Annotated in this window: 21 protein-coding genes; 10 read left to right on the top strand and 11 right to left on the bottom strand. The window is 62.4% G+C overall.

The genetic code is table 11. From position 1 onward, the window contains the following. The first annotated feature begins 49 nt into the window (after nt 1-49). The 5 genes from ACZ9H4_RS03375 (at nt 50) to ACZ9H4_RS03355 (ending at nt 6,860) form a co-directional block, all read left to right on the top strand. Nucleotides 50-1,978: a putative bifunctional diguanylate cyclase/phosphodiesterase gene (locus ACZ9H4_RS03375; RefSeq protein ID WP_408149597.1), complete on the top strand. Its 1,929-nt coding sequence runs from the start codon at nt 50-52 to the stop codon at nt 1,976-1,978. 20 nt (nt 1,979-1,998) lie between these two features. Further along, complete coding sequence (locus tag ACZ9H4_RS03370; protein WP_408149595.1) at nt 1,999-2,418, top strand: hypothetical protein; 420 nt, start codon at nt 1,999-2,001, stop codon at nt 2,416-2,418. Nucleotides 2,419-2,720: 302 nt separating this feature from the next. After that, nucleotides 2,721-4,418 (top strand): purple acid phosphatase family protein, encoded by a 1,698-nt coding sequence (locus tag ACZ9H4_RS03365; protein WP_408149594.1) that lies wholly within the window; start codon nt 2,721-2,723, stop codon nt 4,416-4,418. 345 nt (nt 4,419-4,763) lie between these two features. Continuing rightward, nucleotides 4,764-5,204, top strand: coding sequence for a hypothetical protein (locus ACZ9H4_RS03360; protein WP_476118222.1), 441 nt, complete (start codon nt 4,764-4,766; stop codon nt 5,202-5,204). Nucleotides 5,205-5,351: 147 nt separating this feature from the next. Further along, nucleotides 5,352-6,860 carry an argininosuccinate lyase gene (locus ACZ9H4_RS03355; protein WP_476118221.1) on the top strand — a complete coding sequence of 503 codons (1,509 nt, stop codon included), beginning with the start codon at nt 5,352-5,354 and terminating at the stop codon, nt 6,858-6,860. Between the two features lie 84 nt (nt 6,861-6,944). Here the strand turns inward: ACZ9H4_RS03355 and ACZ9H4_RS03350 are convergent, their stop codons facing one another. From ACZ9H4_RS03350 to ACZ9H4_RS03315, 8 genes are all read right to left on the bottom strand, one after another. Next, complete coding sequence (locus ACZ9H4_RS03350; RefSeq protein ID WP_476118220.1) at nt 6,945-8,258, bottom strand: MFS transporter; 1,314 nt, start codon at nt 8,256-8,258, stop codon at nt 6,945-6,947. 28 nt (nt 8,259-8,286) lie between these two features. Beyond that, nucleotides 8,287-9,048 carry an enoyl-CoA hydratase gene (locus ACZ9H4_RS03345; protein ID WP_476118219.1) on the bottom strand — a complete coding sequence of 254 codons (762 nt, stop codon included), beginning with the start codon at nt 9,046-9,048 and terminating at the stop codon, nt 8,287-8,289. Then, nucleotides 9,045-10,211: a CaiB/BaiF CoA transferase family protein gene (locus ACZ9H4_RS03340; protein ID WP_408149584.1), complete on the bottom strand. Its 1,167-nt coding sequence runs from the start codon at nt 10,209-10,211 to the stop codon at nt 9,045-9,047. Before ACZ9H4_RS03340 ends, ACZ9H4_RS03345 begins: the two co-directional genes overlap by 4 nt. 377 nt (nt 10,212-10,588) lie before the next feature. Next, nucleotides 10,589-11,479 carry a LysR family transcriptional regulator gene (locus tag ACZ9H4_RS03335; protein ID WP_408149582.1) on the bottom strand — a complete coding sequence of 297 codons (891 nt, stop codon included), beginning with the start codon at nt 11,477-11,479 and terminating at the stop codon, nt 10,589-10,591. 219 nt (nt 11,480-11,698) lie between these two features. Next, a complete protein-coding gene (locus tag ACZ9H4_RS03330; protein ID WP_408328108.1) occupies nt 11,699-12,847 on the bottom strand; it encodes a peptidyl-alpha-hydroxyglycine alpha-amidating lyase family protein in 1,149 nt (382 codons plus the stop codon). Nucleotides 12,848-13,031: 184 nt separating this feature from the next. Next, nucleotides 13,032-13,826 (bottom strand): alpha/beta hydrolase, encoded by a 795-nt coding sequence (locus tag ACZ9H4_RS03325; RefSeq protein WP_408149579.1) that lies wholly within the window; start codon nt 13,824-13,826, stop codon nt 13,032-13,034. 116 nt (nt 13,827-13,942) lie between these two features. Beyond that, on the bottom strand, nt 13,943-14,293 hold the full coding sequence (locus ACZ9H4_RS03320) for a DUF4148 domain-containing protein (protein ID WP_408154287.1): 351 nt from the start codon (nt 14,291-14,293) through the stop codon (nt 13,943-13,945). Nucleotides 14,294-14,860: 567 nt separating this feature from the next. After that, a complete protein-coding gene (locus ACZ9H4_RS03315) occupies nt 14,861-15,757 on the bottom strand; it encodes a LysR family transcriptional regulator (RefSeq protein ID WP_408154289.1) in 897 nt (298 codons plus the stop codon). A 101-nt stretch (nt 15,758-15,858) separates the two neighbouring features. On the opposite strand from ACZ9H4_RS03315, the gene ACZ9H4_RS03310 reads away from it, so the two are divergent. Both ACZ9H4_RS03310 and ACZ9H4_RS03305 read left to right on the top strand, forming a co-directional pair. Continuing rightward, nucleotides 15,859-16,896, top strand: coding sequence for a nitrilase-related carbon-nitrogen hydrolase (locus ACZ9H4_RS03310; RefSeq protein WP_476118218.1), 1,038 nt, complete (start codon nt 15,859-15,861; stop codon nt 16,894-16,896). A 156-nt stretch (nt 16,897-17,052) separates the two neighbouring features. Then, nucleotides 17,053-17,346 (top strand): DUF1330 domain-containing protein, encoded by a 294-nt coding sequence (locus ACZ9H4_RS03305; RefSeq protein ID WP_408154291.1) that lies wholly within the window; start codon nt 17,053-17,055, stop codon nt 17,344-17,346. Nucleotides 17,347-17,483: 137 nt separating this feature from the next. Here ACZ9H4_RS03305 and ACZ9H4_RS03300 read toward each other — a convergent pair whose 3' ends face one another. From ACZ9H4_RS03300 to ACZ9H4_RS03290, 3 genes are all read right to left on the bottom strand, one after another. Further along, nucleotides 17,484-18,335 (bottom strand): carbohydrate ABC transporter permease, encoded by an 852-nt coding sequence (locus ACZ9H4_RS03300; RefSeq protein ID WP_121323698.1) that lies wholly within the window; start codon nt 18,333-18,335, stop codon nt 17,484-17,486. Then, nucleotides 18,332-19,222: a carbohydrate ABC transporter permease gene (locus ACZ9H4_RS03295; RefSeq protein ID WP_408149568.1), complete on the bottom strand. Its 891-nt coding sequence runs from the start codon at nt 19,220-19,222 to the stop codon at nt 18,332-18,334. Before ACZ9H4_RS03295 ends, ACZ9H4_RS03300 begins: the two co-directional genes overlap by 4 nt. Nucleotides 19,223-19,395: 173 nt before the next feature. Continuing rightward, entirely contained in the window at nt 19,396-20,628 is a 1,233-nt protein-coding gene (locus ACZ9H4_RS03290) for an ABC transporter substrate-binding protein (RefSeq protein ID WP_408147378.1), read from the bottom strand. Nucleotides 20,629-20,961: 333 nt separating this feature from the next. Here ACZ9H4_RS03290 and ACZ9H4_RS03285 point away from each other — a divergent pair, with 333 nt between their 5' ends. The 3 genes from ACZ9H4_RS03285 (at nt 20,962) to ACZ9H4_RS03275 (ending at nt 23,821) form a co-directional block, all read left to right on the top strand. Next, the gene (locus tag ACZ9H4_RS03285; protein ID WP_476118217.1) at nt 20,962-21,735 is read left to right on the top strand and encodes an SDR family oxidoreductase; all 774 of its coding nucleotides are present in this window, start codon (nt 20,962-20,964) and stop codon (nt 21,733-21,735) included. 46 nt (nt 21,736-21,781) lie between these two features. Next, a complete protein-coding gene (locus ACZ9H4_RS03280; protein ID WP_408147382.1) occupies nt 21,782-22,864 on the top strand; it encodes an ABC transporter ATP-binding protein in 1,083 nt (360 codons plus the stop codon). Between the two features lie 93 nt (nt 22,865-22,957). Continuing rightward, entirely contained in the window at nt 22,958-23,821 is an 864-nt protein-coding gene (locus ACZ9H4_RS03275) for a MurR/RpiR family transcriptional regulator (protein ID WP_408147384.1), read from the top strand.

The following is a 23,821-nucleotide window of genomic DNA, read 5'->3' as shown; positions in this document are numbered from 1 at the left end:
GCTGTGCACGCCCCCGTTTGAATTCCACTAACCGTCAAATGTGCAGGTCATGGCTTTCAGCGAACCAAGGTCTCCATTTTTCAAGTGGGTCGTGTCTTCCGCTCAGGAACTGAGCCCGGAAAATCGCCAAATCCTGCTCGCTCATCTATTCACGCGAACGTCGTCGATCATATTCGCGTCGATCTGCGAAATCAGCGTTTGCGCCACCGCTTTCTATCTTTATCCGATCCCCCTATATGCCGCGTGGGGCAGCGCCGTCGTCGCGCTCCTGTTCGCGCGTCTCGCGCTGATCTGGCTGTGCCGCAAGCGCAGCGCGCAAAATCGGCCGACGCCGACCTCCGCGTTTTTGCTGGCGAGTCTGCTGTGGAGCGTACTGTTCGGTTTCGGCACGTTGTTGTGCAATATCAGTGGGGATCCGACGCTATTCCTGCTCGGCAACGTTTGCGCGGTCGGTGTGATCGGTGGATTGGCCGGCCGCAATGCCGGCACGCCCAGGCTCGCGATGCTGCAGATCTCCTTCATCCTGAGCCTGTTGGGTCTCGGCGCGGCGATGTCGCCTGGTAACGGCAAGCTCGTGCTGTTGTTTCAGGCGCCTTTCTGTGCCGCCGGTTTCTTCACCGTCGCGCTGCGCAGCAATCGCGACACCGTCGCCCTGTTGCTGACGCGTGAAACCGCCCACCGTCTCGCGCGTCAGGACAGCCTCACCGGCCTGCCCAATCGCGCGCGTATCAGCGAATTGCTGCTGGAGCGAACCGGGCAGGGCGCGTCGCGTGAGAGTCAGTCGTTCGCTGTTCTACTGATCGATCTGGACGGTTTCAAGGCGATCAACGACAGCCTTGGCCATGCCGCGGGCGATCAGATTCTTCAGGAAGCGGCGACCCGCTTGCGTGAAATCCTGCCGGGCGGTGATCAGGTCGGCCGCCTCGCGGGTGACGAATTCGTCGCGATTTCCGACGGTGTAGCCGAGATCCGCGACATTCGCGTGCTGGCCGATCGCATCGTCAAGACGCTCGCGCGCCCGTTCGTGTTGAGCGAGGCGCTCGTGCATATCGGCGCGAGCGTGGGGGTTTCGCTTTATCCGGAGCACGCGAACACGGGGCCGCAATTGCTGATCTGCGCTGACCGGGCGTTATATGCGGTCAAACGCAGCGGTAAAAGCGCGTTCGTGATCTTCGATACCGACAAGCATGTTTCCGACGAAAGCCTGAGCCTGCTGCGCAGCGACCTCGAAGGCGCGCTGAAGTCGTTCAACGGCCTGCGCATGGAGTATCAGCCGATCATCGATCTCAGCGACGGCACAATTTCCGGCCGCGAGGCGCTGATTCGCTGGACCCATCCGAGCCGCGGCGAGCTTTCGCCGTCCGCATTCATCCCGACTGCCGAACGCACCGGCCTGATTCTCGCGCTGGGTGAATGGGCATTGCTGCAGTCGTGCACGGAAGCGGTGACGTGGCGGGACAAGGTCGCCGTCGCCGTCAATGTCTCGCCGGTGCAGTTGCGCGAGGAGTCGTTTGCGTCGACGGTTGCGGCGATTCTTCGGAAAACGAGGCTGCCGCCCACGCGGCTGAATCTCGAAGTCACGGAAACGGTGTTGCTGAACGACGATGCCGTCACACAGCGCAACGTCGCGAGGCTGCGTGCGCTAGGCATCGGAATGGCGCTCGACGATTTCGGCACCGGCTTCTCCACCATGTCGACGCTCGTGCGTTTTTCGTTCGACAAGCTGAAGATCGACAGTTCGTTCGTCAAGGAGTCCGTGCACGGACGCGAATCCGCGGCGGTGGTGCGCGGGATCGTCGCGCTGGCCCGCGAAATCGGCATGCCGACCACGGCGGAAGGTATCGAAACGCAGGAGCAGCTGGATTTCGTGCGCGTGTGCGGCTGCACGCACGCCCAGGGCTTTCTGTTGGGTAAGCCGCTGCGCGGCAGTGAGATCGAGCAGATCGATGGGCAACTGACCGCGAGCGCGCGTTCCTGAAGACCGGCAACGAGGTGAATATGGACGTTACACTGCAATTCCAGCTGCGGATTACCGTCTCGCCTGAACTCGCGGACGCATTGCGCAGCGACCGGACGAGCGCCGCGCATGCCACGCTTCGTGACATTCTGCGCAGGCACGACGCGACGTTGAAGTGCCAGTTCGATGCATTCGCCGATTACGTCAACGAAGCGGAAAGACTGGGGACGGAAAACTATCCGCTCTATCAATGGACGCGGGACACCATCGAGAACCCGGAGAAGAAAGCGAAGTATCTGCGGTCTTTCACGATCTATGTGAACGGCGACGAGGTCTATGGCAAGGACGTCGCGGATGCAATGGAAACCGAATTATTGAAACTGGTCGATGCCAATGGCATTAGCCGCGTTTCAAGATTCGATACGAATCCGGCGAATAATCCGCAGCCGCCCGCACGCTAGCGGTTGCGCTTAGTCGCCGCTGACGCGGCAGAGAAAGTCAACCCGCTGCAGTCAGTCCGCACATGGCAGGCCTTTCTGCCGCGCGCCGTCCTCCACGTTATCTTCTTCGTGCCACGCGCAACGACCGCGAAACCGTCCGCGCACAGCCCATCCTTTCATCCGGTTGTCACAGCTTCACGGCTAGGATCGATGCTCGCATCCGTCACGCACTGCGCCGGCAGCGCGCACTTCAGCGCGGGTAGCCACGCGCGCCCGGGCATCGGCGCCGGCGTTCTTCCATCCCCCATACAACACCACCGGACATGTCGAACAAAAAAATCGTCAAGGCCTCACCGCCCGATGATCAGGGCGCTTCCATCGTCTCGCGTCGTGGGTTTCTGAAGTTTGCCGGCGCCTCCAGCCTCGCCACGGCGGCGGGCACACTGGCATCGGCGGCGCGGGCCGCCAACGGCAATCCGCCGGACGGTACGCCGGAGCAGGTCCACCTGACCTGGGGCAACGATCCGACGAGCGAGGTCACGGTGTCGTGGGCGTCGCTTGCGCCGGCGGTGAATCCGCAGGTGCGTTTCAGCGGCGCGGACTCGAAGCGGCACACCGTGCACGCGGTGCAAAGCACTTACACCGACGGCATCAACGGCGAGGTCGTGTTCGCCTATCACGCGCGCCTGCGCGATCTGAAGGCCGATACGAATTACCAGTACGAGGTAACGGCCGAGAACGACGGCAACGCGGCCCAGCCGTTTTCCGCGAGCTTTCGCACGGCGCCGCGCGGCCGCGCGCCGTTTCGCTGGACGAGCTATGGCGACCTCGCGACGCCGAATACCGGCTGGGTGTTGTCGTCGCCGCAGAGCCGCTTTGCGGTGCAGGCGGTCGAGCGCTTCCAGCCGCTGTTCCATCTGCTCAACGGCGACCTTTGCTATGCCAACCTGAATCCGCTGCAACAGCCGGCGGTGTGGCGCGACTTCGGCAACAACGCGCAGACGTCGGCGTCGAACCGGCCCTGGATGCCCTGTCCCGGCAATCACGAACTCGAATTCAACAACGGCGAGCAGGGGCTGGCGTCGTATCTCGCGCGCTATACGCTGCCGGATAATCATTCGCGCTTCCAGGGCCGCTGGTACAGCTTCCGCGTGAGTTCGGTGCTCTTCATCTCGCTCGATGCGGACGACGTCGTCTATCAGGATGCCGCCGCGTTCGTGGCGGGTCCGGCGCCGCTGGTGCCGGTCGCGAGCACCGGCAATCCGCCGATTCAACCGGGCACCTCGTTATACGTGCGCGGATATAGCGATGGCGAGCAGACCCGCTGGCTCGAAAAAGTCCTGCACCACGCGGCGCAGGATGACGAAGTGGACTGGATCATCGTCCAGATGCATCAGGACGCGCTGAGTTCGTCGCAGACCGGCAACGGTTCGGATAAGGGCATCCGCGAAGCCTGGCTGCCGTTGTTCGACCGCTACGGCGTCGACCTGGTGTTGTGCGGCCACGATCACGACTACGAGCGCAGCTATCCCGTGCGCGGCTGCAATCACCACAAGGGCACCGACATCGCGACTGGCCGGCCGGTCGATACGTTGCAGCCGAAGCCGGTCATGTCGGCGGTATCGTCGGGCGCGTCGACGTTCGACACGAGCCACGGCACGATTCACCTGATTCTCGGCGGTGGCGGCACGAGCGCGCCGCTCGATGTGTACGGTGTGGATATCGGCACGGGGCTGCCGCAAGCGCGGATTTTCACGCGGCCCAATCGCCCGGTTGCGGGGACGACGGCGGGGACGTTCGCGCGCGCTAGCGCGGACGCCGTCGAGGACGCGATCTGGTCGGCGCAACGCGACACCGGCACGGGCTACGGTATTGCCGTGTTCGATCACGATCCGGGGCATCGCGGCGGCGAAACGACGATCACGATGAACTACTATCACGCGCCCGGTGCGGATCAGACGCCCACGCCGAACTACGAGTTGTTCGAGACGATCGAGTTGAAGAAGAAGCGCCGTGGTTGAGCGCTGAACGAGCATGAGCGGCGGGTCGGCGAGACATCGGAGCAGGGTGATTCGTCGACCCGCGACCGGCCTGAAATACAAGACGGCTCGGTGCAGTTCGGATAACGTCCGCACGCCAGTCTTCGCCTCTTCCCTGCGCTGTTCTTGAGCAGGTCGTACCCAATGCGGCCTATTTCCATGGACGTTGCAGCCATCAGCTTCGATCCCTCCACGACGGCATAGGCCAATCTCTCAACCGCCCGGTCATTTTGTTACACGTCTTACGAGCCTGGTCTGAGCGGTTACAAAAGCCTTTCGTAAGGCCGGTTATACTCGGCGCCGTCTCAAGAAAACAAAACACCAGTTATGTCGAAGAAAATCATCCAGATGGTTGCCGTTGCTGCGTTGACCGCTGCGGCGTCTTTGTCGGCAGTGGCCGGCGATATGAACAACATGCTGGGCGGCGCGCTCGGCGGTGTGGCCGGCGCGGCGCTCGGTGGCGCAGTGGGCGGCAGCACGGGCGCGGTGATCGGCGGTGCGGTGGGCGGCGGCGCCGGCGGCGCGGTGACGTCGAATCGCCGCGAGCGCACGGGTGCGATCATCGGCGGCGCGCTGGGCGGCGGTGCGGGCACGGCAGCCGGCAATGCGATGGGCGGCCGTTCGGGCGGCCTCATCGGCGCGGCGGTGGGCGGTGGCGCGGGCTCGGCGCTCGGCGGCAACGTCTCGCGTTCCAACTCGTACGCCGACGACTATTCGCACGGCTACCATTCGGGCAAGCGTCATCACAAGCATCGCCACTACGACTGAACGCGCGACGCTCGCGCTTGAATTCACTCAGGCGCGAGCACGACCTCGCAGTCATCAGGATGCGTGAATCGGAACCTGGTCTTCCGATTCATACCGAACCCGCGGCGATCATATAATCAGGCGCATTTGAACTCACGCGCGCCCGACATGAGACTCCTCGCCTGGACTTTCCCCGCTGTCGTTCTTCTTACCGCTTCTCCCGCCTTCGCCCAATCGACGCCGCCGCGCGACGAATTCTTCTGGCTCGGCGAAATCAACAAGGCCACGGTCGTCATCAACACCGACGAAGGGTTGCTCGACAAGGCGATGGCCCCGCGTCTCGCCGCGGGTGTGGCGAAGGTCATTGCCGACGGCAATCAGCCCGGCGCGAAACGTCCGGCCACGGTAATCACGTTCGAGCCGCTGCTGATCAAAGCGGCCGGCGAAGACGTGACGCTATTGCACGCAGGGCGCTCCAGCCAGGACATGCACGCCACGTATCGCTCGGCGATTCTGCGCGGCGATCTGCTGAATCTCGCCGATCAACTGAACCGCACGACCGCGACGCTGGTGCGTCTCGCCGGCCAATACTCGGCGACCATCGTGCCCAACTACACGAATGGCGTGGCGGCGCAGCCGAACAGCTACGGCCACTACTTGCTGGGCTTTGCCGCGGGACTGGATCGCGACGCGCAGCGCATTCGTGAAGCGTACAAGCGTGTCGATCGGTCGTCGATGGGCACGACGGTGCTCAACAGCACGAGCTGGCCGTTGAATCGCGAACGGATGGCGCATTACCTCGGCTTCAATGCGATCGTGGACAACGCGTATGACGCGTCGCAAATCTCTTCCGTCGATGAACCAGTCGAAGCCAGCGCGATCGTCACGAGCGTGGCGCTGCACACCGGCAGTTTCATTCAGGACGTGATGACGCAATACGCCGAGTCGCGGCCGTGGATTCTGTTGCAGGAAGGCGGCGTCAACACTTACGTGTCGAGCGCGATGCCCCAAAAGCGCAACCCCGGCCTGCTGATCCGCACGCGCACGGACGCGTCCACCGCATTGGCGCAAGCCGAGGGTGTCGTGCTGGAGGCGCACAATCTGCCGCCCGGCATGAGCGATCCTAAGGACGTGAAGGCGAACACGGAGATGATCGACACCGGCATAGCCGCGCTCAAAGGCTGGCAGACGGTCATGAACGCGCTCGTGATCAACCCCGAACGCGCGCTCGAAGAACTGAATAGCGACTGGACCGCGTCGCAGGAAGTCGCCGACGTCTTGATGCGCAAATACAAATTGCCGTTCCGGGTCGGCCATCACTTTGCGTCGAACGTCGTGGAGTACGCGCGGCAGAAGGACATCAAGCCGCTCGACTTTCCGTACGCCGACGCGCAGCGCATCTACCGGGAGACGGTGGCGGGCACGCCGTACGCCGGCGATCTGCCCATGAGCGAAGCCGAGTTCCGTGCGACGCTCAATCCGGTGTCGATCGTGAACAATCGCGCGACGACCGGCGGTCCGCAACCGGCTGAAATGGCGCGCATGCTGAAGGAAGCGAACGCGCGCGTGGCGCAGCAGGATCAGTGGATCAAGGAAAACCGGGCGCATATCGACGGATCGCTGGCGAAGCTGGATGTCGATTTCGATAAGGTGCTCGGCCGCTCGCCCGGGAATTGACTACAGCGCTGGATAGCGTGACTTCGCGAGCGCGGCGTCGATTCGGCCGTGCTCGCGAAGCGAAGATCCGATAAGGCGCTTTTGCTACTTGTCCGCGAGTGGAAACGCAGTGTCGCGAGCCGTACGCGGCGAAGGCGTCGCAGGCTTCAGACTGTCGATAAACGGCGCATCCGGCTTCATGACGAAAGTCAGCAGCACCCCGCAAGCCATCACGCAGATCGACAACATAAAGGTGACGTTCCAGTTGCCCAGACGATCGATCAGATAACCGGCCACCACCGGACTCACGATCGCCGCCGTGAAGCCCGTGCCGCTCATGATGCCGCTCGCCGTGCCCGAGCGGTCATAGGCGATGTCCATCGGAATGGCCCACATCGGGCCGATATTCATTTCATTGAAGAACATCGCGGCGGCGAGGAAGACCAGCGAGTACATCGGGTCGTGAATCAGCACGACGGGGATCAGCGAGAGACCGGTCATCGTCATGCAGAATGCGACGAGGGCGCTGCGCGCGAGTTTCAGATTGCCGGTGCGGCGCAACAGCCGATCGCTGATCAGACCGCCGACCAGATCACCGAACACGCCCGCAATGAACACACCCGATGTGAAGATGACCGCCTTCTTGATGTTCAGATGGAAGCTGTGCATGAAGTAGAGCGGCATCCAGTCCAGCATCAGCCAGAGAATCCAGTTGTAGCAGAAGTACACGGCGGAGACCGGCAACAGGCGCCGATAAAGCCGCGCCCAGGTGCCGGGCGCTTCCACCGGACGAACTCTCGGCGGCGGCAGGCTATGAATTTCGTCGGCGGTGATGCGCGGGTGATCCGCGGGCGTCTCGGTGTACGTGATGTACCACAGCACGAGCCAGCCGAAACTCAGCGCGCCGAGCAGATAGAACGCAAAGCGCCAGTCGAACGCGGTCATCAGCGCCAGCACGAGTATCGGCGCGATGGCGTTGCCAAGCCGCGCCGACGAATGCGTGATGCCTTGTGCGAAACCGCGCCGGTCCTTCTTCACCCACGACGCCATCGCGCTGGTGGAGGCGGGGAACGTCGCGCCTTCACCGAGACCCAGCAGCAGGCGCGCCGCGACGAGCGTCGCGAAGCCGCCCGCGAGTCCCGTCAGCGTGGTCGCCACCGCCCAGATGAACGCGCAGGCGATGAGCGTGCGCTTCGCGCCGAAGCGGTCGCTCACCCAGCCGCCGATGAACTGGAACACCACGTACGGATACGCGAACGCCGAGAAGATGAAGCCGAGCTGCGTGTTGCTCAGTCCGAGTTCGGACTTGAATTGCCCGGCGGCGGTGCTGATGTTGACGCGGTCGACGTAGGTGATGAAGTACATCAGGCACAACATCAGCAGGACGGTGGTGGTCGCCTTGAGTTGCAATCGTTTCATGTCTCACTCCACGTTGTTCATTTATTTGTTATTTCGACGCACCCGAGGTGAAGGCGATCACGGCGTCCCTGAAGCGGGCGCTGCCGTACACCTCGTCGATCAGGTCTTCGTCGTCGAGCCGCTGTTCAACGACGATGCGGCGCAAGCTCTCCTTCACTGCTTTCTGCGTGACCGGCGACAACGCCATGAGCCGTTGCGCGAGTGCATGCGCCGCTTCTTGCAACGCGCCGGGCGAGCAAACTTCATGGACGTAGCCGCATTCCAGCATGTCGGCGGCACCGAGGTAGTCGGCGAGCATCAGCATCTTCTTGACGCGCGGCACGCCGAGGGCAGCCTGAAGCCGCGCGATGTTGCGCGAGGACAGCGTGTTCGACAGCGTCTTCGCGATCGGTGCGCCGAAGCGCGATGCATCGCTGCACAGTCTGAAGTCGCAAGCCGTCGCGAGCGCGAGGCCGCCGCCCACGGCCCAGCCGTCGATCACGGCGATGGTGGGCATCGAGATGCGCTCGACCGTATCGATGACGCGTTCGACGAAGGCCTCGTAGGCCACGCCATCGCGGCCGTCACGGAAGTCCTTGAAATACGCGATATCCGTGCCGGCAATGAAGGACTTGCCGCCCGCGCCGCGAAACAGGATGCAGCGCACGCCGCTGGTGTGTTCACACTGGGCGACGAGCGTGAGCAACGACTCGTACATGTCGAGCGTCATGGCGTTGTGCCGCTCGGGGCGGTCGATCACGATCTCCGCCGCGCCCGAAGCATGTACCGTGAGGGTGACGGGTTCGTTCATGATGCGGTCCCGTTGATTTCAGCGAAGATTTCGTCGTTGTGTTCGCCGAGCAGCGGCGGGTGGCGGCGCACCGTTTGCGGCGTGCCGAGCATCTTGACCGGAAAGCCGATGTTCCTGACCTTGCCTTCATGCGGATGGTCGATCTCCATGCACATGCGCCGGTGCGTGGCATGTTCGCTTTCGAACGCTTCCGGATAGGACAGGATCGGGCCGGCCGGAATGCCGGTCGCGAGCATCGCCTCGACCCACTCGGCGCTGTCGCGCTTCGCAAATTCCTGCTCCAGTATTTCGATCATCGCTTCGCGGTTCTTCAGGCGCAGCGAGACGGTTGCATAGTCCGCGTGAGCGACGAGGTCTGGCCGCTGTAGCAATTCGCACAGCTTCGTCCACAGCTTCTGGTTGGTTGCGCCCATCACGAAGTAGCCGTCGCGCGCTTTCACTGCCTGATAGGGCGCGCTCATCTTGTTGCTGGTGCCGAGCGGCGTCGGCGGCACACCCGTGCCCCAGTACTCCGACATGTCCCAGATCGAAAAGGCCATCACCGAATCGAACAGTGACGCGTCGATGTGCTGACCCTCGCCGCTTTTCTGCGCGCCGATGTAGGCCGACAGCAGGCCGTACACCGCAAACAGCGCGCAGCCGATATCGGCCACCGGCACGCCCGCCTTCACGGGCTTGCCGCCCTTGTAGCCGGTCACGCTCATCACGCCGGACATCGCCTGCGCCATCAGATCGAAGCCCGGGCGCGAGGCCCAGGGCCCGCTTTGCCCGAAGCCGGAGATGCTCACGTAGACGATCTTCGGATTGATTGCCTTGATCGACTCGTAGTCGATATGCAGACGCTGCACAACGCCGGGACGGTAGTTTTCGACGATCACGTCGGCGGTCTTCGCGAGCTTGTAGAAGAACGCTCGGCCTTCGTCGCTCTTGAGGTCCAGCGTCAGCGAACGCTTGTTGCGGTTCATGTTCAGGAAGCCCATGCTGTCGGGGCCCTTCATCTTGAAGCCCATCGCGCCGCGAGTCTGATCGCCTTCCAGCGGCTCGACCTTGATCACGTCCGCGCCCAGGTCGGCCAGCAGCATGCAGGCGAACGGGCCCGCCATGACCTGGCTCACGTCCAGCACGCGGATGCCTTGCAGCGGCAGATGTTTCGATTCGGTCATATCGAGGTTCCTTTGGTGCGTTGATTCGTCGTTTCGAAGTGGTGGGCGGATTGCCCGCTCGCGTCAACGTGTGACGAGGCGTGTGGGGATGACGGGTTTCGGTGTCAGCGCGAGAGGCTGAGACGGATGGCTGCCGAACGCTGCCTGGGATTCGCAAGCGCGAATGAGGACGTTTGGGGAGTCCGCGACGCGGTGCATTGACCGCCTTTCGCGGGAGTGCATCGCGCGATGCTGTGGGCGGTCGCGTCAGGGCCTCGGGGCATGATTTGTCTCCGGCTAATCGTTATGCCCCACTGTCGCCGACTGCAAAGGCCGCCGCAAGAATGACCGCGTCATGTCTGGTTTCGCGAGCGGCGAAACCGGAGGGAATCGAACGATTACACCGGCTGGCCGAGCAATTCGGTCACCACGTTGCGCAGCGTCTGTTCCTGCGCGTGTCCTTCGGCACACGAAAGCACGTAGCTGCGCTGATGCCAGTCCCCCTGCAACTCGGCCGACGCGAGCGCTTTCTCGGGATGAAAACTGCGCAGCACCTCCGGCGGCATCAGGCCGACGCCGAGCCCATGGCGCACCATCGCGAGCATGGTGTCGAAGCCGCTGGCGGTGAAGTTGTTGGCGAACAGCCGTCCGCGGCTGCGATACGCGCGCTGTACCGCTGAGAGGACCGCGGAGCCTTTGCCCAGGCTCACGATAGGCAGATCGAGAATGTCGTCGATCCCGACCGGTTCGTCACGAAACCGGAAGTGCGCACGGCTATAGACGAGCACGAGCCGGTCGTCGCGGTACGGTGATTTGGCGAGATCGAGAAAGCCGCTCTTCTTCTCGTAGATGCCCACGTCGATTACTTTGTCGCGCAGCAGTTGTTGCACGATCTTGCTGTTCTCTTCGACGATCTTCAGCGTGATGCCCGGGTACTTGCGCTGGATGCCGGCAATCTCGCGGGCGAGGAACTGGATCACGACGGCCTTTGGCGCGCCGATGATGATGCGGCCGTCGAGCCCATGATTGAGCGCCAGCGCGTCGCCTTCGAGCCGGTCGATCAGGTTGTCGATCTGCCGGACGTATTGCAGCAGCTTGGCGCCCGATTCGGTGATTTCGACGCCGTGCGGCACGCGGTTGAACAGCTTCGCGCCGAGTTGCTCTTCGAAGTCCGACACGCGCCGCGACGCGGCGGCCACGGCCAGATTGAGCTTGTCGGCGGCGCGGGAGATGCTGCCTTCCTCGATGATGGCGAGGACCAGCCGAACGGTTGTCGTGTCGAATTTCAAACCTAACTCCAGACTTTATCTTGATCGAAGGGATGGGCGCGGTGGAGTGGGCGGCGACGAACGGGCTGTGGCCGATGTCGTCAATGATATCGGTGATGTGGCCTGACGCCGCCGGGAAGGGTGAGTAGCGAATGGCAGCGGATTGGCACGCGGTGTCTGCTGTCACGCTGGCCGCGTGTCAGTCAGACACTCGCCTGGATGCGATGCGACCGTCGTCGCTCACGCGTGCAGAATCAGTTTCTGCACGCGCCAGTTCAGCAGTTCCGCGACGAACAGCACATTCTCCGATGGACACGCCATCTGATGAATCCAGCCGAACTGCTTCGGCTGTTTGCCCGCCTTGCCGAGCACGCCGAGTACTTTCCCATCGAGCGTCATCTTGTAGATGCGCCCCGGAAAGGCATCGGCGCTATAAAGCACCTGGTTCGGCCCCGGCGAAATGCAGATGGCCCACGGCGAGCCGGGCGCGAACGTGCCGGCTGCGATCGTCGCTTCGTCGGGCATGTTGCCGATCGCCGGACGCGCATCCGGTGGCACCGGCACGTCGATGGTGAATTGCCGCAGGAAAGTGCCTTCGGTGTCGAATACCTGAATGCGGCGGTTGCTGCGGTCGGCGACGTAGACGTTGTCGTGCGCATCCACGGCGATGCTGTGCGGCGTATGAAACTGGCCCGGACCCGTGCCACGGTCACCCCACGACTTGATCCAGTTGCCGTCCCGATCGACTTTTGCCACGCGCGAGTTGATATAGCCGTCGCTGATGTACGTGTTGCCCGCCGCGTCCCACGCGACGTCCGTCACCTGGCGAAAGCGCCCGGGTTCGGAGGGCAGCGGCGGATTGGGATGCTTGAGCGGGCCGGTTTCCTCGTCGGCGGCTTCCTGCTTGCGGCCGAATACCATGGCAACCCGTCCATCCGGTGTGAACTTGATCACCATGTCGGAGCCTTTGTCCGTCACCCAGATGTTGTCCTGCCGGTCCACCTTGACCGTGTGCGCGAACGACCACGCATACAAGTTGTGGCCGATCTCGCGGACGAAGCGCCCGTCAGGGGCGAACTCCAGCAATTGCGCGGCGGCCGCGCCATAGGCGGGGCCATTGGTGTTGCCGCGCGACAGCACGAAGATGTGTCCGTGCGAGTTGAGCGCGACGCCGGAGCATTCGCCGAAATAGGTGTCTTTAGGTAAATGAACGGGATTGGCAACCGAATCGTAAGCAACGGACGGCACGTCTTGTGTGTCCGCGAATGCCGCCGGCATCGCGAGTCCGGCCGCCGTGCCGGCGATAAGACTCATGAACATTCGACGACTCATTGCCCGATGCTCCGCGCTGCCACAGCACGGACAAAACGCCCCATATTGCTCGCTCATTCGGTGTCTCCTATGTGATCGGCCTGGTAGTCACGTCGTCAAGCTCGAAACGTGCAAACGCAATCGTAGTGCACAAAACGCTTAATAGCTAAGTCGTCGTTTCGTGCCAGGAGAGTGGGGCGCGGTGTTACGTGTTCCGGGTTGTGTGCCGGCATCGCTCGCACTCGCGGGCGATACCGGTGGTTCATTGTTCGGCATGCTTCGCCGCATCTTCGATCACAGCCACCACTTCTTTCGGGCGCGATTCATAGACCGAATGGCTTGCACCTGCAAGCACGGTCGTGTGACTGTGTGCCCGCGTGTAGTACCAGCGTTCGAGGTCGGGACTGATGATCTTGTCGTCCGCTGCGACGATGCCCCAGCTCGGCTTGCTGGTCCATGCGGCAGCCGTGAGCGGCGTCGAGAAGACCTTTGCCGCCGTCAGAATCTGCGCGTGCGATTCGAATTGAGCCTGCTTGAGCGGCAGGTCGGCCGCGAAATCTTTCGGGAAGTCCGCGGGATTCAGCGAGGTGTAGCCATCGGCGGTCTTCATGATCGCGCCTGGTTGCTTCGACGTATAACTCGGCATGCCTTTGCCGAGGTCGCTTTCATCTTCGCCGACGGCGGGCGCGTGGGCGGCCACGTACACGAGGCCGACGACGTTCGGATGCACGCCGGCCTCGGTAATCACGGAGCCGCCGTAACTGTGCGCCACGAGAATCGTGGGACCGCTTTGCTGGTCGAGAACGCGTTTGGTCGCAGCGACGTCGTCGTCGAGCGAGCTCAGCGGTTCCTGCACGATGGTGACGTGGTAGCCGTCTTTGGTCAGCCGGTTGTAAACCGGCTGCCAACCCGACCCGTCCACCCATGCGCCATGAACGAGAACGATGTTGTGCACAGGCGTGTTGTGGGACTGGGTGTCTTGCGCCATCGCGGCAGTCGATGCAAAGAGCGACGCCGACAATGACAGGGCCGTGGCGGCGAGGGGCAGAAACTTCATGACAAACTCCGATATGCGATTAGAGATTACGTTTGAACAGATCCAGGTGATCAACCAGTAACAGTCGGGATGCCGCTCTTCATGGACGATTGGATTGGCATCCGTACGCGCACTGTTCAACTGCCGAAAAAGAGGTTGCAAAAGCTGACCGGACCGACGCAGTCGGAGGCCATCGACTTGTGTGCGTGTGCGCCTGATGAAGTACTGCCGTTCTGCGGCACACCGCCGTACGCTGATTGGGTCGTTTGCGAAGCGGTTTGTGCGGCGACCTTCGCTTCGGCAGCCTGAATGTTGGCCGGGTAGGTGGTGTCGCTGCTAGCCGAGGTGCTGTAGCCGGCCTGCTCGACGCGAACCAGATCGGCGCGCACCTCGGCGCGAGTCAACGGAGCATTAGATTGTGCGAAGCTCAGTGCGGGGGCGGCCAATGTGCCGATAACGAGAGCGATGCCAGCAAGAGTCTTGTTCATGATGAAAATTCCTTTTGATGAATGTGATGACCCGACAGGTCATGGTTGCGATTCTTAACTTGCCGTCGGAGACTTGAGTGCCGCCGCTGGCCGATGCAAAGATGATCAACGAAAGATCTTTTTAATACGGATGCCTAAGTACTGGATAAATGAAGAAGCCTGCGTGGGTGACAAAAGATACGTCTATGTCTACCTGCCTGCGTGTGCGAACCGTATGCGATTGAAGCGCGCAGACGTACTTGGTTCGGTATTCACGTCGCAGGCATCAGCAGCCGTTCTTGTAGAGGCAAACACGTCGAGCCGCCGCTTATTCCAAAATTTTTTCAGGCGAAGGTGTGACGGCGAATCTTACATTCCGCTGAAATGGGGGACATACGGGCAATTGACGATGAGGAGGCGCGCAAGGCATCCCTCGCGGACGGTTGCAGCGCGCACGCGAGTAATGAATATGAAAGAAGCGGGCCAGAAACGGACAGGGCTGTAGCCGTGTCAGGGCCGCGCGGAGTCAGTCACTTTGCTGCGTGACTGCATTCGTGAGCGCATGAGAGGTGTTATCCCGCCACCCGGTCACTTTCCCTTTGACCCTCGACCCGCCGACCGCGCCGCACTTCGCACGAATTCAACGAAACGCGCCGTCACCGGATCGTCGCGCGTGGACTGCCACGCCAGACCGACACGCCACTGCGCCGCCGCATCCCGCAGCGGCATGACCTTCGCGTCGCGCAGCAGATACTGCACGCGCGATGGCAGAAACGCCGCGCCGACGCCAGCGGCGACGGCCGCGAGGACCGACTGGATATCGTCGGTTTGCTGTATCACGCGCGGCGTGAAGCCATGCGCGCCACACCAGTGACCGATTTGTGCGGCCAACCCCGGGCCGCGTCCGCGTGCCAGCGCAATGAATCCCGGCTCGTTCAGTTCATTCAGATCGGCGGGAATGCGTTTCCAGCGCGACTGTTGTGGCACCGCCAGCGCGAGTTGCTCATCGAGTACGGCAAACGTGGACAGCGCGGCGTCGGCCGGCAGACGCAGAAAGCCGACGTCGAGCTTGCCGCCGAGCAGCCGGCGAGTCTGTTCAGCCGAAGACAGGTCGTTGAGTGTGACGCTGACGTTCGGATAGCGCCTGCGGAATTCAGCGATCAACGGCGGCGCGAAGTTGAGAGTGGAGAGCCCGAGACCAATGCGCAAATAGCCGCGTTTTCCGCCGCTTGCTTCGCGGGCGCGCGCGAGGATCTCATCCGCATCCCGTACTAGCATCGTTGCATCGGCGAGAAACCCCCCGCCGAATGTCGTGAGTTCGGCGCCATGTCTGCCGCGCTCGAACAGGCGGGCGCCGAGGCTCGACTCCAACGCCACGATCTGCTTGCTGAGCGCGGGCTGGCTGACACAGAGATTGTCGGCCGCGCGACCGAAATGACGCAATTCGGCGACGGTCAGGAAAGCACGGAGCAGTTTAAGTTCCATTCCACCAGCCTATTGAATGCGTCGAAACATTCATTTTACGTATTGAATGACAAGCGGTCCAATGGAGGTGTTTCATCGATTCCTGTCATGAGGTATTCATTGTGTCCGCTTCAATGCTGTGCGTTGCAACCATCCCGCTGATATCGCTTCGGGGTGAGGTGTCGCAGAACGTCGAACGAGTGGAGGCGTGGCTCGCGCTTGCCGCTCGCGAGCAAATCGACCTCGCGGTGTTTCCGGAAACCTGTCTCGTCGGAGGGGTGACTCTCGCGTCGCTCCATCGGCGTGAACTTGAAGCGCTGGCGGAGCCGCTCGATGGACCTGCGCTCAGCGCGATCACCGATGCTGTCGAGCGCACAGGTGTGGCCGCGGGCGTCGGCTTGATCGAGCGTGCGCAGGATGGGCGGCTATTCAACAGCTACGTGATCTGCATGCCGGATGGGCAGCGTTATTGTCATCGCAAGCTGTATGCGTTCGAGCATCGGCGGATCGAATGTGGAGAACGGTTCACCGTTTTCGATACGGTATGGGGCATGCGCATCGGCATCCTGATCGGCGCTGATAACTATCTGATCGAGAACGTGCGCATGACTGCGTTGATGGGCGCGACGCTGCTTGTCGCCCCACATCGAAGAGATGGAGTGGGCCGCGAGAGCGAAGAGCGGATTCACGCGGTATCGAGGAAACGGGGGCCCGGTGGCAAATCAGGGCGGCGTGTCGCAAACGCAAGCGCGAACGCAGAGGTCGGTGAACAAAATGACCCAACAAGCTGCTTGCGTCGATGGCTACCGGCTCGCGCCGGAGACAACGGTATGTTCGTCGCGTTCAGCGAGGGAATCGATTTCAACAACGAAAGCGCACAGCTTCCTGCGGAGGCAGCAATGATTCTGGACCCCCGCGGGCGCATTCTGGCCCAAGGCACTTGCGACTCACGCAAAATCGTTTCAGCGGATCTGGATTCAGCGCTGATCGACCAAAGCATTGGCCGGCAGTGGCTCATGCGCCGCCGCCCGAGCCTTTATGGGCCATTGGCCCACACATCTGGTCAGGCGTCGATAATCGCCGACGCGCCAAGGGTTGCGCGCGCAGGCTCGGTCGCGCTCAGTTTTGCAGTAGTCGGTCGCGACCGGCTGCTTCGGTAGCGGCAAGTGCGAAACGCCACGCTTGAGCAGCACGGCTCATTTGAGGGCAACGAGCCGCGCGCACCGATGGACGCTTTCGCCGACCAACGTTACGATCTCTCTTTGCTACTATGTAAGCCCGCGAGCGCTTTTGAACCGTAGAACAAGGAGAGGCAAATGAGCAAAGGATATTGGGTATCGAGTTACCGCAAGACCAACGACGCGTCGAAGCTGGCCGCGTACGCGCAACTCGCCGCGCCCGCCGTGGCGGCTGCCGGCGGCAAGTTCATCGTGCGCGGTGTGGCCGAAGAGGCGCGCGAGCAGGGCTTGAAGGAGCGCACCGTCGTCATCGAGTTTGCGACTTACGAGCAGGCGGTCGCCGCTTACGAAAGCGAAGCCTACAAGAAAGCGCTCGAAGCGCTGGGCGACGGCGTCGAGCGCGATCTGCGCATTGTTCGCGGCACGGAGTAACGCAGTGGATGCGGTGGGCAAGTCAATGCCCTATCGCACTGAAATGCAGTAGTAAGGCGTTGGGCCGTCAATACAGAATTGGGGTTGACGGCTCGCCGCGTGAGCAGGCCGTCACCGTCCATTCGACCCACGCCAACTTACTTCACCGCCCCCAACGCCAGCCCCTTCACCAGATACCTCTGCAACCACGCGAACACGATCGAAACCGGCAGTGTCGCGCAGAGCGTTGCAGCCATCACCAGGTGCCACTGCACGACGTATTTCCCGGCGACCATGTCCGTCACCTGCACGGTGAGCGTCTTGTTCTCCGGCGAGCGGATCAACGTATAGACCACTGCGAACTCGTTCCACGCATTGATGAACGTGAAGATCGCCGTCACGACGATCGCCGGCACCGCCAGTGGCAGGAACACCTTGAACACGGCCTTGGTGCGCCCACATCCCTCGAGCCAGGCTGACTCTTCCAGATCGCGCGGCACCGTCTGAAAATACGAAGACAGCATCCACACCGCAAACGCGATGTTGAAGGCCGCATACGAAACAATCACACCGATCTTCGAGTCGACCAGGTTGCCGTCGCCGAACGGGATCATCGCGGCGAGCCGGAACAGACCGACCACGAGCAGAATGGGCGACAGCATCTGCGTGACGAGCAGGAACTGCCGATACAGGCCACGTCCGCGAAACGGAAAGCGGGCCAGCGCATAAGCGGCAGGCAGGCTCACCGCCAGCGCGAGCATCGTCGACAGCAAGCTGATGATCGTGCTGTTGCGCAGGGCCACGCCGAAGTTGGCTGCTTCCCACATGTCGATGAAATTGCGCCACTGCCACTGCACAGGCAGCCAGCGCGCCGGATAGACAAAGATCTCCGAAGCCGGCTTCAACGCCGTGAAGAACATGACGGCGAACGGAAACAGCACGACCACCACCAGCGGCGACAGCGCCAGCCAGCACCACAGCGAGCGCTTCATCTTCGCGTCGAAACTCATGACGGATCTCCTTCTTTCGCGGGCTGCAGGCGCAGATAGGCGATCGAGAAAAGGAACAGCATGACGAGCATGATCAGCGAGACGGCGGCGGCTTCGCCGGGACGTCCGAGCCGGAAGCCCAGTTCATACAGGTACGTGACGAGGATGTGCGTGCTGTTGTCGGGGCCGCCTTGTGTCATCACCCAGATGATCGGGAACGAGTTGAACACGTAGATCACGTTCAGCAGGATCGTCATGTTGATGAACGGGCGCAGCAGCGGCATCGTCAGCTTGCGGAACTGTTGCCATGCGCTCGCGCCGTCGATTCGCGCGGCTTCGTAGATGTCGCCGGGCACCGACGACAAGCCGCCCAGCAAGATCGTCACGGTGAAGGGAATCGACACCAGAATGCCGACGGCGATTTCCACTGGGAACGCGAGCTCCGGCGTCGCGAGCCAATGGATTGGCCCGCCGATCAAGCCGAGCCGTTGCAACGTGACGTTGACCATGCCGTAGTCGTCGTTGAAGGCCCAGCGCCAGACCACGGCGGTCATCGTCAGCGAGACGGACCACGGCAGCATCACGATGGTGCGCGCCACGCCGCGTCCATGAAAATCCTGATTCAGCACCAGAGCGACCGGCACCGAAATCAGCACCGTGCCGCCGACCACGCAGACTGTCCAGACGATCGTGCGCCGGGTCGACGCGATGAACACGGGGTCGTTGAAAACCGTATAGAAATTCTGCAGGCCGGTGAAATCGCGAATCGCACCGAACCGTGAAACTTCGTGCAGCGATTGCCACACGATGTTGAAAATCGGATAGCTGATGATGAAAAGCGCCAGTATCAGACTCGGCGCAATCAGCAACCAGGGCGCTTGCAAGCGCGAAGAAGCGGAACGGCTCATGCGTGCTCGATCGTAAGACGCGTCCGCGTTATGCAGCGGGCGCGACGGGATGGGCCGGATACATCAGGTGTAATCAGGTGCAATCAGGTGCACCACGACCGGAACGCGCGCCGCCTTTGGCAACGGCGGCGCGCGTTCCGGGTTCAGCAAATCACCACGAAGCTACGACGCTATCAATGACCGAGCGACTTGTTCGCTTGCGCGGCCGCCGCATTCAGCGCGGCAGCCGGCTGCGCCTTGCCGAGGTAGATCGACTGCATCGAGTCGGTCACGGCCTTCGCGGTGTCTTCCCAGCCGGTCACAGTCGGCGCGAAGTGGGCCGTCGGCAGCAGTGCGACGAATGCTTTGGTATCCGGATCGTTGAACGCCGGATCGGTCGCTTCGGCCTTCGTGGTCGGCAGGAAGCCTTCGGTCGTCGTGAACTCGACGCGCGGTTCCTTCGTGAACAGATAGTCGAGGAACTTCCATGCCGACTTCTTCACCTTCGAGTTCTTGAACATCACGATCGAGTCGGTGACGGCATAGGTGGCGTGCGTGGTGCCCATCGGAATCGGATCGATACCGTACTTCAGATTCGGCGCTTCCTTCTTGATCTGCTTCGCGAGAAACGGTGCCGAAATCATCATCGCGACGCGGCCCTGCTTGAACAGGTTCTGCACGTCTTCGCGGCTGTAGCCGGTCACGCCCGGCTGCGTGAGACCCTGGTCGATCATGGTCTTGTACAGCGTGGCCGCCTTGATGCCGGCCGGCGAATTGAACGCCGCCTTGCCGTCCTTGCCGACCACGTCGCCGCCGTTGGTCCACAGCGCGTAGTAATAGTAGACGTCGGTTTCGATTTCCTTGCCTTGCAGACCGAAGCCGGCGATGCCCTGCGCTTTCAGTTTCTTCGACGCGTCGATCACGTCGTCCCAGGTCTTCGGACCGTCGGGGTAGCCGACCTTCGCGAGCAGATCCTTGTTGTAGTACAGCGCGCGCGCGGACGCGGCGATCGGCAGGCCGTAGGTCTTGCCGTTGATCTGACCCGGCGCCAGGAACGGGCCGATGAAGCGGCCCTTGAAGTTCGCGTCCATATAGCCGTCGAGCGGCTCGGCCACGTCGTCCTTCACGAAGTCGAGCAGCCAGCGCGTGCCGACGATCGCGAGGTCGGCGTTGGCGTTGCCGGAGATGTCCGTTTGCAGCTTCTGTTGCAGCGTGTCCCAGTTCACGTCTTCGATCTTGATGGTCGTGCCGGGGTTGGCCTTTTCGAAGTTGCGGGCCATTTTTTCGAAGTACGGCGCGGTCGCATCGCTGTAGTGGGCGACAGTGACGCGGACCGTGTCGGCGTGAGCCGCGACGGCGATACCTGCAAACGCGAGCGCCACGGCAACTTTGCCGAGCGCGAGGGAAGCACGGGCATGCAACGACATTTCTCTCTCCTGTGTCGAACGGAGTTGGCGCTTTCGCGTTTGCTCCGGTCCCATCCTACGATGGTGGGGTGGTCTGCTGCCGTCGCCGGCCGCTTGGGTTGAATTGTTTGAAAAAATCCTACATGACGCAAAATTGCTTGTCACGTAGGGTCTGCGATATTTTTTCCCGGCTGGTTTTGTGCATATGATGCTGTAAAACAGGGGTATTCTTATCACGCGATGTCACGGATACCCAATCTTCGGGATGACTAGACAACTGCGTTGCCGTCAGGTTTGTAGGAAATTTACACGCTGCGAAGCTGCCGGGCGGCGAGATCGAGGAGCGAGGCGGACATGGATCGTGTGGTGTTGGTAACGGGCGCTTGCGGCGGCATCGGCAGCGTGTTGTGCAAGCGCTTCGTGGAGGCGGGCGATACGGTGCTCGCGCTCGACATCGACGCGGCCGCGCTGAGCGCGTTGACCGCGCAACTCGGCGCGGCGCACGTCACGCCGATCGCCGTCGATCTCGGCGATGCCGCCGCGGTGCAGCAAGCAGTGGCCGCCGCGGTCAGGACGCGCGGCCCGGTGGACGTGCTGGTCGCGAACGCCGGCGCGGCGTTGGGCACGACGCTCGGCGCCACGGATGCCGCAAGCTGGCAGCGCGACATCCATCTGAATCTGAACGGCACGTATCACACGGTGGAGGCGGTACGGGCGTCGATGATCGAACGGCAGCGCGGCGCGCTGGTGCTGATCGGTTCGGTGAACGGCATGGCGGCGCTCGGTCATCCGGCGTACAGCGCGGCGAAGGCCGGATTGATCAGCTACACGAAGTCACTCGCGATCGAGCTGGGCCGTTATGGCGTTCGCGCCAACATCGTGTGTCCGGGCACCGTGAAGACGCAGGCCTGGCAGGCGCGTGTCGACAAGAATCCGCAGGTCTTCGAGGATCTGAAGAAGTGGTACCCATTGCGCGACTTCGCGACACCCGACGACATCGCCGATGCGGTGCTGTTTCTCGCGTCGCCGATGGCGCGCGTCATTACCGGCGTCGCGTTGCCGGTCGACGGCGGTCTGATGGCGGGCAATCGTCTGATGGCGGAAGAACTGACGCTTGAATCGCTTTGAACCGCTACTCACACCCGGATCAACGCAGCAAGACAATGAGGACAGCATGGCAGCAGTGCAACTGAGCGGCATCTTCAAGCGCTACGGCGACACGCAAGTGGTGCACGGCATCGATCTCGACATCGACGACGGCGAGTTCGTCGTACTGGTCGGGCCGTCGGGCTGCGGCAAGAGCACGCTGATGCGGATGGTGGCCGGACTCGAAGAGATCAGCGGCGGCGATCTGATGATCGGCGGCACGCGGGCGAATGCGCTCGCGCCGCAGCAGCGCAATATCTCGATGGTGTTTCAGAGCTACGCGCTCTATCCGCATCTGTCCGTCTACGAGAACATTGCGTTCGGTCCGCGTATTCGTAAGGAATCCTCGGCGAGTTTCAAGCCGCGCATCGAAGCCGCCGCGAAAATGCTGAACCTCGGCGACTATCTGGACCGCTTGCCGCGTGCGCTGTCCGGTGGTCAACGGCAACGCGTGGCGATGGGCCGCGCGGTGGTGCGCGAGCCGTCGCTGTTTCTGTTCGACGAACCGCTGTCGAATCTCGACGCCAAACTGCGTGTGCAGATGCGCACGGAAATCAAGGCGCTGCATCAGCGGCTGAAGAATACGGTGATCTACGTCACGCACGATCAGATCGAAGCGATGACGATGGCCGACCGCATCGTCGTGATGAACGCGGGGCGTATCGAGCAGATCGGGCGTCCGCTGGAACTGTACGACCATCCGGCGAATCTGTTTGTCGCGAGCTTCCTCGGCTCGCCGTCGATGAATTTTGCCGAAGGCGTGATCGTGAATCGCGCGCAAGGGCAGGGTCTCGCATTGAAACTCGCTGACGGCGCCGAGATCGTTCTGGAGAGCGTGCCCGCGACGGCCACGCCCGGCGCGAAGGTCACGCTCGGTGTGCGGCCCGAACATATCGAAACCGTCACGCAGACGCCGGACGCCGTGCTCGAAGTCGAAGTGGTCGAGCCGACTGGCGCGGAGACGCACTTGTACGGGAAAATAGGCGGCAACACGTGGTGCGTGACGACGCGCCAGCGCTCGCAAGTCGAGCCTGGCCAGCGCGTGACGCTGCGCTTGCCGGCCGGGCATATTCATCTGTTCGATACGGAGAGTGGACGCAGGCTGGTCTGAACCGCGTGTTGCCGCTTGAATGCCATTCAAGCCGATTGAAGCTGATCGAAGCTGCGAGCGACGCGGATTCATTTAACCCTCAAGGAACACCGGGTGTCCGCACCGAACTTGATTCCCCACATCCGCAGCGCACTTGCCAGTTTGCGGCCCGCCGAACGCAAGGTCGCCGACATGGTGTTGAGCGACGTCGACTTCGCGATGCGCGCGAGCATCACCGAACTCGCGCAGCGCGCGGAGGTGTCCGAGCCTTCCGTCACGCGCTTTTGCCGCGCGATCGGCGCGCATGGGCTGCGCGACTTCAAGATGCAACTGGCGCAGAGCGTGGCGGGCGGTCTGCCGTACGCATCGACGGCGGTGGCGCGTGACGACGACGTGCAGACCTTGATGGACAAGGTCGGCGAGGCGGCGATCGACGGCATTACGCATGCTTGCGGCGCGCTGGACCCGGCGGTGGTCGAGAGTGCGATTGCGGCGTTGTCGAGTGCGGGGCGGGTGTTTTTCTTCGGCGTGGGTTCCGGCTCGGGGCTCGTCGCGCAAGATGCGGCGTTGCGGTTCTTGCGAATCGATATCGCGTCCACGGCGTTTACCGACGGTCATTTGCAGCGGCTGTACGCGGGCCTGATGGAACCGGGCGACGTGGCCTTTGCGATTTCGCATTCGGGCCGCAGCGTCGAAGTGAACGAGAGCATTCAGATTGCCAAGGAGCGCGGCGCGACCACGATTGCATTGACCAACGTCGGTTCCCGGCTTGCGTGGCTCGTCGATATTCCGCTGCTGCTGCGTGTGCCGAGTCCGGTCGATCCGAATACGCCGGGCGTGTCGCGGCTCGTGCATCTGTGCATCATGGACGCGCTCGCGATTGGCGTCGCGCTGAAGGCGGGACCGAAGACGCTCGAGAAGATGCGGCATGCGAAGGCGAGGCTCGCATCGCATGGGCCGGAGGATGCGGGCAATTGA

This window comes from Paraburkholderia sp. TE9906, assembly GCF_056279605.1.
Note: the sequence above shows the minus strand (reverse complement) of the source record. Positions and strands in the feature narration are given on the sequence as shown.